Genomic DNA, 14,913 nt, shown 5'->3' on the forward strand with positions numbered 1-14,913 from the left:
AGCGCAAGTCCCAAACCGCAGTAAGAGGGGTAACGACTACGAGGTGTGACCGATAAGGGGGCATGTACGTCGCATCCGTCCGGCCGACCAACCGCGTCCGGGGCCACCTCCGGGGCAAGGTGCCGGGCACGGTCCTGGCCCTGGGCACCGTCAGCCTCCTCACCGACGTGTCGGCCGAGATGGTCACCGCGTTCATGCCCGTCTACCTGCTCTTCACGCTCCAGATGGGCTACGCGCAGTTCGGTGTCCTCGACGGTCTGTACACCGGCGCCACCGCCGTCCTCCGCCTGATCGGCGGCCACGTCTCCGACCGCACCCACCGCCACAAGGCGGTGGCCGCGACCGGTTACGGACTGTCCGCAGCCACCAAGCTGCTCTTCCCCCTCGTCGGCGCGAACGCGTTCGGCATCGGCGCGACCCTGGCCGCCGACCGCGCCGGCAAGGGCCTGCGCACCGCCCCTCGCGACGCCCTGATCTCCCTGGCCACACCCGCCCCCTCCCTCGGCACCGCCTTCGGCGTCCACCGCACCATGGACACCATCGGCGCACTCCTCGGCCCCCTGGTGACCTTCCTCCTCCTCCAGCAAATCGGCATGGTCGCCGGCCCGGTATTCGTCATCAGCGCGTGTTTCGCGGCAGTGGGCCTGATCGTCCTCATCGCATTCGTGCGCGAAAACCGCACCCGAAGCACCCCCGGCCCCCGCCCGTCCATCAAGGCAGGCCTGGCCCTGCTCAAGAACGCCGACTACCGCAAGGTGGCCATCCTCTCCGCCACCCTCGGCCTGGCCACCCTGTCCGACGCCTTCGTCTTCATCCTGATCCAGAAATCCACCGCCATCTCCCCCTCCTACCTCCCCCTGCTCCCCCTCGGCACCGCACTCGTCTTCCTCCTGACCGCCACCCCGCTCGGCATCGTGGCGGACAAGATCGGCCGCTGGCGCGTGTTCCTGGCCGGGCACGTCCTCCTCCTGGCCGTGTACGTGCTCCTCCTCGCCCCGAACTCCGGCTACCTCGGCATGGCGATCGCGCTCCTCCTCCACGGCCTGTTCTACGCGGCGACCGACGGCGTCCTCTCGGCCCGGATCAGCACCCTCGTCCCCGAGTCCCTCCGCGCGTCCGGCCTGTCCGTCGTCCAGACCGGCCAAGCCCTGGCCCGCCTGGTCTCGTCGGTCGCGTTCGGCTTCCTGCTCCAGTTCGCCACCTTCGGCACCGCCGTCTACAGCGCCGTCGCCGCACTGCTCATCGCCCTCGTCATCGCCTGGCGCCTGCCATAAAACCTCAGCAACCCTCAGCGCCCCTCAGCAACCCTCAGCAACCCCCGGCGAACCTCTCAGCCACAAAAAGAACTCGGCCCGTGCACCCACCGCACGGGCCGAGCCAGAACCAAACACCGAACCGCTTACAGCAACACGATCGACCCGTGCGCCACCGAAGGCCCGTGCGTGCTGTCCCCGGGGAACGCCGCCGTGTACCCCTGCAACAACGTCGCCAGCCCCACCAACAACGGCACGTTGGCGTCACACGAGGCTTTCCCGTACGTGTTGGTCACCGCGGTGCACAGCGCCTGACCCTTCACCGTCCGGAACGCCACCGTCTTGCCCGCCACCGGCCGCCCGGTGTGCGACTCGGTCAACGTGGCGTCCATGCCCCGCACGGTGAACCCGAGCAACCGCAGCTGCAAGGTCGCCTTCCCACCGACCAGCTTCGTCGGCGCGGGCGGCACCCCGTGGATCGCGATCCCCACCGGGTTCACGCCCACCGAGATCGTGTTCACCACGGTCAACCCAGCGGTATCCACAATGGACACCGAGTTGCTGTTGAAGTTGGTCACGTAAGCCCGAGCACCGTCCGGCGTCAACGCCACCCCGATGGGCCGATCCCCGACCCGGATCGCCAGGACCGGGGCCATCGCCGGGATGTCCAGCACCGACACCGAGTCGTCCTCGCTGTTGGTCACGAACGCGCGCTTGCCGTCCGGCGAGATGGCCACCCCGTGCGGGATGAAGCTGACCGGGATCGTCCCCACCACGGACAGGGAAGCCACGTCCACCACAGCCACGTTGTTGGAGAACTTGTTGACCACCAACAACTTCGCGCCATCGGGCGTCACAGCGACCGCGGTCGGCGTGTTGCCCGTCGGGATCTCGGTGACCTCGGCGTTGGTCATCGTGTCCACCACGGACACCGTCCCCGCGCCGACCACGTCGTGCGCGACGAACAGCTTCTTGCCGTCCGGCGTGATGGCGACACCGTCCGCGTTCGGGCCGACGTCGATGGTCTCGGTCGCGGTCAGCGTGGCGGCGTCCACCACGGACACCGTGCCGGCGCGGTAGTTCGACACGTACACGTGGCCGCCGCTGGGCGACACCACCACACCCGCCGGGCCGTCACCGACCGGCACGGCCGCGTCGATCGTGTTGGTGGGCGTGTCGATGACCGTGAGCGTGTTGTTCCGAACGTTCGTCACATACCCGCGCGCGCCGTCGAACGCGACGCCGACGCCGTAAGGCGAATCACCGCCCGCGTCCGACAGGGTGCTGGTCAGGGTGTCGGTGGCGGTGTCCAGGACGGACACACCACCACCGTTGTTCGCGATGTAGCCGAGCACCCGGGTGGGTGCGGCCACGGCCGACGCGGACGGCACGAGCAGGGCAGCGCCCAAGGCTGCGACACCGCACAGCGCGGGCATCTTGCGGATCGGTCTGAGCCGTTCTGTTCCGGGCACTTTCGGCCTCCAAGTCGACTGGGATCCCGCATTGCCCCAATCGCCGTAGTGGTCCCGTCCGTTAGCCAGAACCGAAATCCAAGCCCTCAGAACCGGTACACGTGAACCTGGTAGGCCCCGAAGTCGTCAACGATCTTTCCATTCTCAATGGATACAGTGCGATCTTCGCCCACCACGGACGCAGTCCCCGACTGCACCGGCACACCGATCTCCACCCGCGCCGCACCACTGCGCGGCACCTTCGTGTTCCCGTCCGTCTGCGCGATCACCCACCCAGCGCCGTCAACCTGCTTGTGCAGCACGGACACCGGGATCCCGTTGTCGCTCTTGGCCGTCACCCCGGGCAGGCTCACCGCGTTGAGCACCGGCGCCAACGACTTCAGGCGCGCGTTGACCGACTTCACCCGCGCGGTGATCTCCGGACGCGTGAGCACACTGCTGTACTCGCCCTTGCCATCGGTGTAGAAGCTGTGCGCGAAGTAGTTGATTCCCGTGGCACCGTGGAGGATGGTGTTCCACACGGCAGATTCGAGCTGGTCCGGTGTGATGGTCTCGCCGTGCGTGTGCGGGTGCCCGGTCTCGACGAACCCGTACAGCGGTTTGTCCGGTCCGCACCACTTGCGCATGGTGTCGATGACCTCGCCGTAGCTGAACGCGCCCACCCGGTCGCCGCGGTCGGGGTGGGTCCACCCGTAGTAGTCCGCCGACGCGATGTCCGCCGCCGAGCAGTAGGTCTTCATGTCCTCTTCGTAGGACTTCTCGATGTACCCGTACCCGACGCCGCCGTCCGGGGTGCCCATCCACACGCCGAAGTTGATGTAGGTCGGCCGGGACGGGTCCTTGGCGCGGGTCTCGTCGGACTTCTTCAGGATCGCCGAGGGCTGCATCTCGGGGTGGAACACGTCGCCGTAGACCTTGTTCATGTCCGGCTCGTCGGCGACCAGGTAGCCCACGTAGTTGCGGGCGTGCGCGGTGTCGGCCAGGACGGTGTCCACGCGCTTGGGGTCGAGGTAGACCCGCCAGTCGGTCTGGAGCAGGCCCTCCTGCCGGAGGTACCACCACTCGTCCTCCCACAGCCCGAGACCGACGTCGATGCCGATCTCGGGGTAGGCCTTGCCGAGCTTGACGCCGTTCTCGACGCCCGAGGGGTCCTGCATCCACACCGTGATCGGGAAGACGTTCGGGTCGCCGGTCGGGTTGGGGCCGTTGGCCCACTTCTTGTAGTAGTCGACCACCGGCGGCTGCGTCGCGGGCGACGACGACGGCGGCGGTTCGGCCTCGGCCTTGCACGCGGTGGCGGTGAGCAGAACGGCCAGCGCGACGAATCGGGCACGAGCCATGACGGTTGTCCTTAGTCCGGCGGTTGTGCGGTTCAGCGGCTCGCCAGCACCCGCTTGGCCTTCTCGAAGCCGTCCGGTCCCAACAGCCGCATCGCCGCCGTCTTGGCCAAGTATCTGGCTCCGTCACGGGCCACCCGCAAGGGATGTCCCACGAACCGGTCACGGGCCAGGACCCGGCGGTCGGGCTCCGGCACGTCGTCCAGCGCGTCGCCGAACAGCGGCCGGTGCGGGGTCGGCGACACGAGCCGGCCGCGCGTGCGGTTGCTCACGTTGCCGCCGTGCACGACCTGGAGCCAGCCGGGCGCGCCGCCCAGGGACCGGACCTCGGCGTGCCGGTGCAGCCGGTTGTGCCAGTCGGCCCAGCACGTGATCGGGGCGTCCCAGGACTCCAGCACCGAGGCGAACGCGTTGTCCGGGTCGCGGTGCGCGTACAGCCCGGTCGGGCTCTTGACCAGGCCGTTCGCCAGGTACAGCGCGGTGCGCGGTGCGGTCGTGCGGACGGCCTGGAGGCGGGCGACGAAGTCGGTGGCGAGGCCGTCGTCGTTGTCGAGGTTGGTGGTCAGCAGGGCGTCGCCCCTGGTCGGGAACAGCTTGGCGATGTCCTCCAGCAGCTCCTCCCGGCTGACCTGCTCGCGGAAGATCGGTGTGTAGGTGTCACCGTGCTCCCGGATGCGGTCCTTGAGCCACTCGGGGCTCTCGGGGTCGAAGTAGATGATCCACCGGAAGTCCGCGGACGTCTGCGCGCGCACCGACGGCAGGCAGTACCGCTCGAACAGCCCGACGCGCTCGGTCAACCACCCCTCCCGCGCCCGGACGACGCTCTCCGCGCCGACCGAGGGCAGGTTGAAGCGCGTCAGAACAACGTGGTCCATCAACGACCCCTTCCCGTTGCCCACTACATCGGGATCCAGCTCGAGCTGTTATCGCCGGCGAGTTAACGATCCGTACTGGCCCCCGCTAACGATCCGTGCGCGCGCACGATGTGTAGGGCGTGACTGAAGCCCCGACACGACCCACGGTCGACGTCGTCATCCCCTGCTACAACTACGCGCGGTTCCTGCGGGCCTGTGTGCGCAGCGTGCTGGACCAGCCCGGCGTGGACGTGCGGGTGCTGGTCATCGACGACACGTCCAGCGACGACACGCCCGAGGTCATGGCCGAGCTGATGGCCGCCGACCCGCGGGTCGAGGGCCGCCGCCACGAGGTCAACCAGGGCCACATCGCCACCTACAACGAGGGCCTGCTGGAGTGGGCCAAGGCCGACTACACCGTGCTGCTGTCCGCTGACGACCTGTTGGCGCCGGGCGCGCTCGCCCGTGCCGCCGCGGTCTTCGAGGCGAACCCGAACGTCGGCATGGTCTACGGGCGGGTCGTGTACTACTCCGACCACGACGACCTGCCCAAGATCGTCACGCCCCCGGCCGGCACGACGGTGTGGTCCGGTGTGGACTGGATCGAGAACCGTTGCCGCACCGGGCAGAACGTGCTGTCCTCGCCCGAGGCCGTGGTGCGCACGTCGGTGCAGCAGCAGGTCGGCGGCTACCGGCCGGACCTGCCGCACGCCGGCGACCTGGAGATGTGGATGCGGATCGCCGCCGTGTCCGACATCGGGTACGTGCGCGGCAAGCCCGCCGCGTACTACCGGGTGCACCAGCAGAGCATGTTCCGGACGCAGTTCTCGTCGGTGTTCGCCGACCTGGAGCAGCGACAGGCCGTGTTCGACCGGTTCTTCTCCGAGCACCCCGACCTGCCACCGCGCCTGAAGCACCTGGCCAACCGGTCCATCGCCAAGGACGCCCTGTGGCGGGCCGTGCGCGCCTACGACCGCGACAAGCTGGCCGAGATCCCGGTGGAGGAGCTGGTCGAGTTCGCCCGCTCGGTCTACCCGCACGCCGAGCGACTGCCCGAGTACCGGGCGTTGCGGCGGCGCAGGGCGCTGGGGGCCAAGCTGTGCAGCCGCACCCAGGTCTTCGTCGGCGCGCACCTGGTCAAGCGCGGGCGGGGCCTGGTCGGCAAGCAGGTCTGGAAGTGGCGCGGCCAGTGACCACGCTGGAGCGCAAGGTCAGCTCGGCGATCCGGTGGAGCGCGATCAACAGCCTCCTCCAACGGGTGTCGCAGGTCGGTGTCGGCGTCCTGCTGGCGCGGCTGATCGCGCCCGAGCAGTTCGGGGTGTTCGCGGTCGCGCTGGTGGTGCTCAACATCGTGTTGAGCGTCAGCGAGATGGGCGTGAGCGTGGCCCTGGTCCGCACGGACGAGCCGGTCGAGCAGATCGCGCCGACCGTGACCACGGTGTCGATCCTCTCCGGGTGCCTGTTGTGCGGCATCTGCGTGGTCGGCGCGCCGTTCTTCGCCGACGCGATGGGGACGCCGCAGGCCACGGGCGTGATCCAGCTCATGTCGGTGGCGCTGGTGATCGCGGGCGCTTCGGCCGTGCCGGGCGCGATGCTGCAACGGGAGTTGCGGCAGGACCACAAGTTCGCGGCGGACACGTCGGCGTTCGTCGTCGGGACCGCCGTCGTGGTGGTGCTGGCCCTGCTCGGGTTCGGGGCGTGGAGCCTGGCGTGGTCGCGCATCGCGACCAACCTGACCGCCGCCGTGGTGATGTTCGCGTTCACCAAGGAGCGTTACCGGCCGGGGTTCGACCCCCGCCGCGCCCGCGAGCTGCTCGGGTTCGGGCTGCCGCTGGCCGGGGCGTCGCTGCTGATCTTCGGCGTGCTCAACGTGGACAGCATCATCGTGGGCAGCGTGCTGGGCACCGTGCCGCTGGGGTTCTACCTGCTGGCGACCAACCTGGCGAACTGGCCGGTGGGGGCGTTCTCGCAGCCGGTGCGCAGTGTGTCGCTGGCCGCGTTCTCCAAGCTGCGGGACGACCCGGAGGCGTTCCAGCGGGCGTTCGGGCGCGCTCTGGGCTTGTTGGCCCTGTTCACCGTGCCGGCGTGCGTGCTGCTGGCTTCACTCGCCGATCCCCTCGTCCGCACGGTCTACGGCGAGCGTTGGGCGCCCACGGCGGCGGCGTTGGCGGCGTTGGTGCTGCTGGGCGCGCTGCGCGTGGCGCTCGAACTCGGTTACGACTACCTGGCCAGTGCCGGGCGGTCGCGCGCGATCCTGGTGATCCACGTCGTGTGGCTGGCCGCTCTGGTGCCGCTGCTGGCGTTGGGCGCGCACCTGGACGGGATTCGCGGGGTGGCGCTCGCGCAGAGCGTGGTGGTGCTGGTGTTCATCGTGCCCGCGTACTTGATCGCGTTCCGGCCTTACGGGGTGCGGGCGCGGGCGTTGGGCGCGGCGGTCGCACGGCCGGTGCTGGGCGGTGTGGTCATGATCGCCGTCGCCCTGGCCGTGCAGTGGTTCGTGGCGGACGCGTTGTGGCGCCTGCTGATCGGCGGGGCGTTGTCGCTCCTGGCTTATGCCGTCGTCGTGTTCCCGCTGCGCCACGAGGCGCTGAGTCTGCTGCGAAGGGGTTAGCGTGAAGCCTGTCCAGGTGATCCGGCGCCGAGCGCACCAGGTCTCGCGGATCGTGCGGGAACAGGGCGTGCGCGGGGTCAGCGCCCGTGCCCTGCGCATGGCCGCCAAGCGCCTCGGCGCGGACTCCGAGGTCTTCCCCGTGCGCTTGGAGGACGTGCGCGCGGCGGACCTGGGTGAGCGCCGGCCCGTCGTGGTCCCGCCCGTGCCGGCCGACGGCTCGCTGACGATCAACTGGATCAGCACCCCGCCCGCTCCCGGCTCCGGTGGCCACACGACGATGTTCCGGCTGATCCAGCACTTGGAGTCCTTGGGGCACACGTGCCGGCTGTACCTGTACGACGTGTACGGCAGCCGGGCGGTCGACCACGAGCCGGTGATCCGGGCCGCGTACCCCGGTTTCCGCGGCCCGGTGCTCGACGTGACCGCGGGGATGGCCGACGCGCACGCCGTGTTCGCGACCGCGTGGATGACCGCGTACCCGGCGTTCAACGACCGGTGCGCCGGCAAGCGGTTCTACCTGGTGCAGGACTACGAGCCGTGGTTCTTCCCGGTGGGCGGACTGTCGGCGCTGGCGGAGAACACGTACCGGATGGGCTTCCACGGCTTCACCGCCGGCCGTTTCCTGGCGGAGAAGCTGCGCACCGACGTCGGCATGCCCGCGGACTGGTTCGACTTCGGCTGCGACGCCGACCGTTACCACCTCCGCGAGGGTGTTGCCCGCGACGGCGTCGTCTTCTACGCACGCCGGCTCGCTCCGAGACGGGCGATCGAAGTCGGCCTGCTGGCGCTGGAGGTGTTCGCCGAACGCCACCCGGACATCGCGATCCACACCTACGGCGAGAAGATCGGCTCCCTGGGGCCGAAGCACGTGGACCACGGCCTGGTCACGCCCGACCAGCTGAACGACATCTACAACCGTTGCTACGCCGGGCTTTCCCTGTCGATGACCAACGTGTCGCTGGTGCCGCACGAGATGCTCGCCGCCGGCTGCATTCCGGTGGTCAACGAGGCCAACCACAACCGGGTAGTCCTGGACAACGACCACGTCCGCTACGCCCCCGCCACCCCGCACGACCTGGCCCGCGCACTGTCCGATGTGGTCACCACGCCCGATTTCGCCGCGCTGGCCCAGGCGGCTTCCGCCAGCGTGTCCGGCCGTTCCTGGGACGCCGCCGGGCACGAACTGGAGAAGGTCCTGCGCCGCGAACTCCTGGTCTAGGCACCAGCGGCTTCCACGGCGTCCGCGATGGCGCCACCGTGGTCGTGCGCCCACGTCGTCAGTACCTCGATGGGCTCGACCAGCGTCCGGCCGAGCTCGGTCAGGCTGTACTCGACGTGCCGCGGGGCCGCGGCGTGCCGTTCGACCAGGCCGTACTGCTGGAGCCGGCGCAGCGTCTGGGTGAGCACCTTGCGGGAGATCCCGCCACCGATGAGGTCCACCAGCTCCCCGTGCCGGCGGGGTTGCCGGCTGAGCCCGAACACGACGAGCACCGCCCACTTGTCGGAGATGATCTCGACCGCCAGGCGCGTCGGGCAGTCGACGAGGAAGGCCGGTCCGGCCGCGTTCTGCATGGGAGTCGAAGGTACCAGGAGGTAACTCAAGGCTCCGTAGCGTCTTTCGCGCAGCCACAAGCGAAGGAGCCACACCATGCCACGAGTCGTCGTGTTCGACGAGTTCGGCGGACCGGACGTCCTGCACGTCGTCGAGCAGCCGGTGATCGACCCGGGCCCCGGCGAGGTGCGGGTCAGGATCGAGGCGTTCGCCGTCAACCCGCTGGACCGGATGATGCGCTCCGGCACCTCCCCCGCTCCCGTCCCCCTGCCCCGCGCCCGCCTGGGCGTCGAGGGGACCGGCGTGGTCGACGCGCTGGGCCCCGGGGTGACCGGCTTGGCGGTAGGCGACCCCGTCGTCCTGGCGGCCGTCCCCGACGCGACCACCAGGGGCACCTACGCCGAGTACACCACCGTCCCTGCGAGCCGGGTCGTGCCCCGGCCGGCCGGGCTCAGCGTTCCGGAGGCGGCGGCCGTCTGGGTCGCGTACTCCACCGCGTACGGCGCCCTGGTCGAGAAGGCGGGGATGCGCCCCGGCGACCACGTGCTCATCACCGCCGCGTCCGGCGGCGTAGGCCGGGCGGCGGTGCAGATCGCCAACCACCTCGGCGCGGTCCCCATCGCGCTGACCCGGCACACCGCGAAGAAGGACGACCTGCCCGCCGCCGCCGTGATCGCCACCGACCAGGAAGACGTGGTCGAAGCCGTCCACCACCACACCCACGGCGCCGGCGCCGACATCGTCCTGGACGTCGTCATGGGCCCCGACCAGCAGAACCTCATCAAGGCGACCCGCCCCGGCGGAACCCTGGTCGCCGCCGGCTTCCTCGACCGGCGCCCCACCCCCTTCCCGGCGGGCACCCCGCTCACGATCTACAGCTACCGCAGCTTCGAACACACCCTCGACCCGGTCGTGGTGCGGCGCATGGCCGCCTTCCTGAACGCCGGCGTCCGCCTGGACACGCTGCGGCCCGCCGTCGACGCGGTGTTCACGCTGGACCAGGTGGTCGAGGCCCACCGCCACCTCGACAAGGGCCTCCACACCGGGAAGATCGTCGTCACCACCTAGACCGCCGGCGGTTCCCGGGGACGGGTCAGGGGCGAACCGGGGTGATCACCGATGGGCGGCGGCGGCTCCGCACAGCAGAGTCGACGCCGTCACCAAGATCACCTCGCACCTCGGAGCAGCCCACGATGCGCACACCCCGCGCCACCGCCGCCCTGGCGCTCGCCACCGCCGTCGCGATCGGCGCGGTGTCGCCCGCGACCGCCGCCCCGTCCGGCGTGCGGGACGTCCTCGACCGGTTGCCCGACGACGTCGTGGCGGGCGCGCTGGTCAGGTGGGACGGTGTGGGGGCCGCGGCCGGTCCGGTCACCGCCGACGCCCACTTCCGGATCGGCAGCGTCACGAAGGTGTTCACCAACACCCTGGTGCTCCAACTCGTCGCCGAACACCGCGTGGACGTCGATGCGCCGGCGCGGTCCTACGTCCCGGACGTGGTGCCCCCTGCGTATCACGGCGTCACCGTGCGTCACCTGCTCAACCACACCAGCGGCCTGCCCAAGCCCGCGGCAGGACCCGGTCCGGCAGACGGTCCCGGGTGGTGGCGCGTGGCCGTCGCCCCTCGGGACGCCCTGCGCGACTCGTTCGCCGCGGCCACCGGAACGCCACCCGCGCCGGGCTCCGAGCAGCAGTACAACGGGCTCAACTCGCTCGTCCTCGGCCTGCTCGTCGAACAGGTCACCGGCCACTCGTTCACCCACGAACTGCGACACCGGATCATCCGGCCGCTGCGGCTGCGGCACACCAGCCTCCCCTCCGCCGACGACCTGGAGATCCCCTCGCCCCACGCCCGGGTGCACGTCGACGGGTACGACGTGACCGAGCAGAGCCCGTACCCGTGGGCCGAGGGCGGCATCATCTCCACCGCCGCCGACCTCGACCGCTTCCTCGTCGCGTTGTTCCGGGGCCGCCTGCTGCCGCCCGCCCAGCAGCAGCTGCTGTTCGACGTGCCGAACGTGCCGGGCGCCGCGACCAACACGCGGTACTGCTTCGGCACCGAGGCGTGCTACAGCGCCGGCGGTTTGATGCGCTACCGGCTCGCGAACGGCGAGCACGCGTGGGGCAAGACCGGCTCCCGGCCCGGCTTGGACAACGGGTTCTTCGCCACCCGCGACCTCCGCCACCGCGTCGTCTACTCGCTGAACCCGACCGGCCGGGGCTCCGACCTCGGCCACGTCGTGGCGATCGTCAGCGCCGGTCTCACCGGTTGACCGTGTCGCCGACCTAGATCGGGGACGGTGAGGTGGCGTCCTTGATCACCAGGGTCGCCGGGCTGGAGCCGTCCGCCGGGACGGTGTGGATCGCGGACAGCTTGGTGTCCTTCGGGACCGCCGCGAAGGCCAGGCGGTCGTTCGACAGCCAGGTCGCCTGGTCGTCCACGCCCGCCGTGCCCGGCAGGCGGCGTTCCTCGCCGGTCTTCAGGTCCAGCACCGCGAGGTCCCACGGACCCAGGCGGCCGATCCGCTTCTTGTACGCCACCTTGGTGCCGTCCGGGGACAGGGACGGGCACTCGGCGTCACGGCGCAGTGACGTCACGCGACGGGTGGTCAGGTCGCCCTTCACCAGCCAGGTGAAGCCGCCCGACGCCAGGGTGGCGTAGAAGGTCCGGTCGTCCGCGCCGACCGTCAGGCCCCAGTAGTTCGCGTCCTGCGCGGTCAGGGCCGTGCCCTCCACCTCGGCCTGGAAGCCCTCCAGGGACTCGACCACCTCGCCGGTGCTCACGTCGAAGTAGCCGGTGCGCGTCGAGAACCCGCCGGGCACCAGGTACGAGTCACCGGTGACAAAGGACGTCCACGACACGACCCGACCCGATGCCGACACCTTCGCCCGGCTCGGCACACCCGGCAACGGCACGGTGCGCAGCACGGTCCCACCCCGGGAAATCTCGGCCGCGTAGGTGGGGCCCGGACCGGCCAGGCGCAGGCACACCGTGGTCCCACCCGCCCGGTACACGCGTTGGCAGGTCAGGTCCGTGCCACCGCGCGCGTCCGGGGACGCCAGGGCGACCTGCTCGACCCGGCTGCGGCCGTCGGCCAGTTCGACGAACATCAGGTCCGCGTCCGCCGAGGCGGCCGGCACGACCGGTCGATCGGTGACGACCCTGGTCACGTACACCACACCGGCCGCGACGACCAGTACGATGGCGACGACGGCGAGCACCACGCGCCGCGAGCCCAAACTCCATCACCACCTGTAACGACCGGGCCGGAGTCGGCCGATTTCCACAGTAACAAGCCCCTGCGGGCACGCACTCGGGGTAAACGCGGATCGGGGAGCGGATGGACTTCTGGGGCGCCGTGCGGACGCTGCGGAGGCGGTGGTACATCGCCGTGCCGTCGGCGGTTGTCGCGGTCGCGGTGGCGGCGGGCATCTTCCTGTCCATCCCCACCCGCTACCAGTCCTCGGGTGTGATGGTGCTGACCACCCCGGCGGCGGGTGGCACGTTCTCGCAGAAGGTCACGCCCGAGGAAGCGGTGAAGATCAACCCGCTGCTGGCCTTCGACGGCAGCCTGGCCACGACCTCGCAGATCCTGTCGCAGATCCTGGCCGACCCGAAGACCCGCGAGAAGCTCGGCATCGTCAAGGGCTCGCCGCTGAACTACACGGCGACCGGCGGCGGCCAGAACGGCCCGTTCCTGTTCGTCACCGCGGACAGCGACACCCCCGAGGCGGCCGAGAAGCTGGTCACGACGGTCCTGGACTTCGCCACCAAGGAACTGGAGGACCAGCAGCGCAAGCTGAAGGCGCCGGAGTCGACGTTCATCACCTCGCAGGTGATCGTCAACCCGACCGAGGCGGAGGCGCAGATCGGCGGCAAGGTCCGCTACGCGGGCGCCGCCTTCGTCCTGCTGATGCTGCTGACCACAGCCGCAACCTTCGGCTCGGACAGCGTCCTGAACCACCTCCGCCGCCGCCGAGAAGCCACCGCCAAGGCCGCCACCGACGACGCCCCCTCGCCCACCGACGAGGACACACCCAAGCCCGCCCCGGCCGCCCAGCCCGCCGCCCAGCCCGCCGCCCAGCCTCCCACCGCGCCCCACGCCCCGACCGGGCAAGCACCCTCCGCGCAGCCCACCGGCACTCAGCCCACCGGCACTCAGGCCGCAGCCGGCGGGTCGAACGGCCAGCCCAGGCCCCCGGTCTCGGGCCAGCCGCAGCCCGCGCCGCACCCCGGTCAGCCGGTACCCAACGGCGTCCAACGCCGCCCACCCGGCCCGCCCGTGCACCGCCCCACGGCCAGCGAGCAGACCGTGAAGGTGCAGGCACCCAAGCCGCAGGCCCAGCCCACGGCCAGCGAGAAGACGGTGAAGATCGCCGTGCCGCCGCCCAAACCGGCATGGCCGACCAACGACGACGGCTCTTGACTCCGCAGCACACGCCGCAGCGCACGCACGTCCGGCGGCGTGCGGACGGAGCCACGCTCGTCTGCGTCTACCTCGTCGCCCTCCTGATCGTCCCGGCCCGGCTCGTGCTGTCGTTCGTGCCGATGACCCTGCCGCCCGCGCTGGTCGTAGCACTGCTGCTGGGCGTGCTGTGGCTGTCCGCGCAGATGGTCGACACCCTCGGCATGGGCAAGGGCCGCAACCTCGTCCGGACCGCCATCGGCCTCTACCTGGCCGCGCACCTGGCGACCTACGCGGTGGCGACGCGGCGGTGGCTGCCGACCGACGAGCTGACCGTGGCCGACTCCAGCATCGTGCGCATCACCGCGACCATCGCGCTGGCGGTGTTCATCTGCGACGCCGTGCGCACCCGCGAGCGCCTGGACAAGGTGCTCAAGCTGATCCTGGCGTGCGCGGCGGTGATCGCGTTCGTCGGCTTGGTGCAGTTCGGGCTGGGCGTGGACCTGGCGAGCTACGTGAGCATCCCCGGGCTGCGCGCGCAGGAGAACGGTTACGCCGTCATGGAGACCCGGTCGATCTTCCGGCGACCCACCGGCACCACCAACCACCCCATCGAGTACGGCCTGATCTGCGCGATGGCCGTCCCGCTGGGCGCGCACTACGTCTTCCGCGCCCGGGACGAGGGCACCCCGCACGTGCGCTGGCTGGTGTGCCTGGGGCTGTGCGGCCTTGGCGCGATGACCGCGTTGTCCCGCACGGCGATCCTGGGCATGACGGTCGCCGGCATCATCATGGTGATCACCCTGCCCCGCCGCCAGCGCATCACCGCAGCGATCGTGGGCGGCGGCTTCTTCCTCGGCGCGGCGGTCGCGGTACCGGGCCTGTTCGGCACGCTGCGCGGCATGTTCTCCAACATCGAGGACGACCCGAGCGTGAAGGCGCGCACCGCGGACTACGCGGCGGCCTCGGAGCAGATCGACCTGAACCCGTTGCTGGGCAGGGGTTTCGGCACGTTCCTGCCGACCAAGTACACGATCCTGGACAACCAGTTCCTGCTGACCCTGATCGAGAACGGCTACCTGGGCATGTTCGCCCTGATCGGCATGTTCCTGGCGGCGGCGTTCGCGGTGGTCCGTGTCCGCATGATCAGCAAGGACGAACACCTGCGCGGCCTGGCCGCGTGCGCCCTGTCGGCAGTGCTGGCCGGCGGCATCGCGTCGATCACCTTCGACCTGCTGGGCTTCGGCGTGGCAACGGGCCTGGTCTTCACCTACATCGGCCTAGCCGGCGCCATGCTCCGCATCGCCCGCGAGGAATCCCAAACCCCCCAGGCCCTCACAACCTAGCCACCGCCCGACGCGCGCAGCGCGGCGCTTTTCGTGTGGTGGTCCCAACCACAGGTGGAGGGCCTCGGTTCCCCCGCCGTAT

13 protein-coding genes are annotated in these 14,913 nt (G+C 70.5%); 8 read left to right on the plus strand and 5 right to left on the minus strand.

Annotation, left to right across the window (positions count from 1 at the left end):
- Window positions 1–62 precede the first annotated feature (62 nt).
- A complete protein-coding gene (locus tag DFJ66_RS10235; protein ID WP_121220192.1) occupies window positions 63–1,274 on the plus strand; it encodes an MFS transporter in 1,212 nt (403 codons plus the stop codon).
- A gap of 125 nt (window positions 1,275–1,399) precedes the next feature.
- Here the strand turns inward: DFJ66_RS10235 and DFJ66_RS10240 are convergent, their stop codons facing one another.
- The 3 genes from DFJ66_RS10240 to DFJ66_RS10250 all read right to left on the minus strand — a co-directional run bounded on the left by DFJ66_RS10240 (window position 1,400) and on the right by DFJ66_RS10250 (window position 4,937).
- Window positions 1,400–2,725, minus strand: a complete 1,326-nt coding sequence (locus DFJ66_RS10240) for a beta-propeller fold lactonase family protein (protein WP_121220194.1) — start codon at window positions 2,723–2,725, stop codon at window positions 1,400–1,402.
- Window positions 2,726–2,811: 86 nt separating this feature from the next.
- Complete coding sequence (locus DFJ66_RS10245; protein ID WP_121220195.1) at window positions 2,812–4,065, minus strand: hypothetical protein; 1,254 nt, start codon at window positions 4,063–4,065, stop codon at window positions 2,812–2,814.
- A 32-nt stretch (window positions 4,066–4,097) separates the two neighbouring features.
- On the minus strand, window positions 4,098–4,937 hold the full coding sequence (locus tag DFJ66_RS10250) for a glycosyltransferase (protein WP_121230958.1): 840 nt from the start codon (window positions 4,935–4,937) through the stop codon (window positions 4,098–4,100).
- 119 nt (window positions 4,938–5,056) lie between these two features.
- Between DFJ66_RS10250 and DFJ66_RS10255 the strand changes: the two genes are divergently transcribed.
- Genes DFJ66_RS10255 through DFJ66_RS10265 form a run of 3 tightly spaced genes read left to right on the plus strand, consistent with a single transcriptional unit; the run spans window position 5,057 to window position 8,746 of the window.
- Complete coding sequence (locus DFJ66_RS10255; protein ID WP_121220197.1) at window positions 5,057–6,109, plus strand: glycosyltransferase family 2 protein; 1,053 nt, start codon at window positions 5,057–5,059, stop codon at window positions 6,107–6,109.
- Window positions 6,094–7,527, plus strand: coding sequence for a lipopolysaccharide biosynthesis protein (locus DFJ66_RS10260; RefSeq protein WP_246029676.1), 1,434 nt, complete (start codon window positions 6,094–6,096; stop codon window positions 7,525–7,527). The genes DFJ66_RS10255 and DFJ66_RS10260 overlap by 16 nt, the downstream gene beginning before the upstream one ends.
- Before the next feature lies 1 nt (window position 7,528).
- Entirely contained in the window at window positions 7,529–8,746 is a 1,218-nt protein-coding gene (locus DFJ66_RS10265; protein ID WP_246029677.1) for a rhamnosyltransferase WsaF family glycosyltransferase, read from the plus strand.
- Here the strand turns inward: DFJ66_RS10265 and DFJ66_RS10270 are convergent.
- Entirely contained in the window at window positions 8,743–9,099 is a 357-nt protein-coding gene (locus DFJ66_RS10270; RefSeq protein ID WP_121220201.1) for a winged helix-turn-helix transcriptional regulator, read from the minus strand. The two genes, DFJ66_RS10265 and DFJ66_RS10270, sit on opposite strands and share 4 nt — an antisense overlap.
- 76 nt (window positions 9,100–9,175) lie before the next feature.
- Between DFJ66_RS10270 and DFJ66_RS10275 the strand changes: the two genes are divergently transcribed.
- Window positions 9,176–10,147, plus strand: a complete 972-nt coding sequence (locus tag DFJ66_RS10275; RefSeq protein ID WP_121220203.1) for a zinc-dependent alcohol dehydrogenase family protein — start codon at window positions 9,176–9,178, stop codon at window positions 10,145–10,147.
- 125 nt (window positions 10,148–10,272) lie between these two features.
- Window positions 10,273–11,352 (plus strand): serine hydrolase domain-containing protein, encoded by a 1,080-nt coding sequence (locus tag DFJ66_RS10280; protein WP_121220205.1) that lies wholly within the window; start codon window positions 10,273–10,275, stop codon window positions 11,350–11,352.
- A 13-nt stretch (window positions 11,353–11,365) separates the two neighbouring features.
- Here DFJ66_RS10280 and DFJ66_RS10285 read toward each other — a convergent pair whose 3' ends face one another.
- On the minus strand, window positions 11,366–12,319 hold the full coding sequence (locus DFJ66_RS10285; RefSeq protein WP_121220207.1) for a TolB family protein: 954 nt from the start codon (window positions 12,317–12,319) through the stop codon (window positions 11,366–11,368).
- Window positions 12,320–12,420: 101 nt separating this feature from the next.
- On the opposite strand from DFJ66_RS10285, the gene DFJ66_RS42590 reads away from it, so the two are divergent.
- Together DFJ66_RS42590 and DFJ66_RS42595 are read left to right on the plus strand one after the other, a co-directional pair.
- The gene (locus DFJ66_RS42590; RefSeq protein WP_170199250.1) at window positions 12,421–13,506 is read left to right on the plus strand and encodes a hypothetical protein; all 1,086 of its coding nucleotides are present in this window, start codon (window positions 12,421–12,423) and stop codon (window positions 13,504–13,506) included.
- Window positions 13,503–14,831 carry an O-antigen ligase family protein gene (locus tag DFJ66_RS42595; protein ID WP_170199252.1) on the plus strand — a complete coding sequence of 443 codons (1,329 nt, stop codon included), beginning with the start codon at window positions 13,503–13,505 and terminating at the stop codon, window positions 14,829–14,831. The genes DFJ66_RS42590 and DFJ66_RS42595 overlap by 4 nt, the downstream gene beginning before the upstream one ends.
- Window positions 14,832–14,913 lie beyond the last annotated feature (82 nt).

Source organism: Saccharothrix variisporea, from assembly GCF_003634995.1.
Classification (GTDB): domain Bacteria; phylum Actinomycetota; class Actinomycetes; order Mycobacteriales; family Pseudonocardiaceae; genus Actinosynnema; species Actinosynnema variisporeum.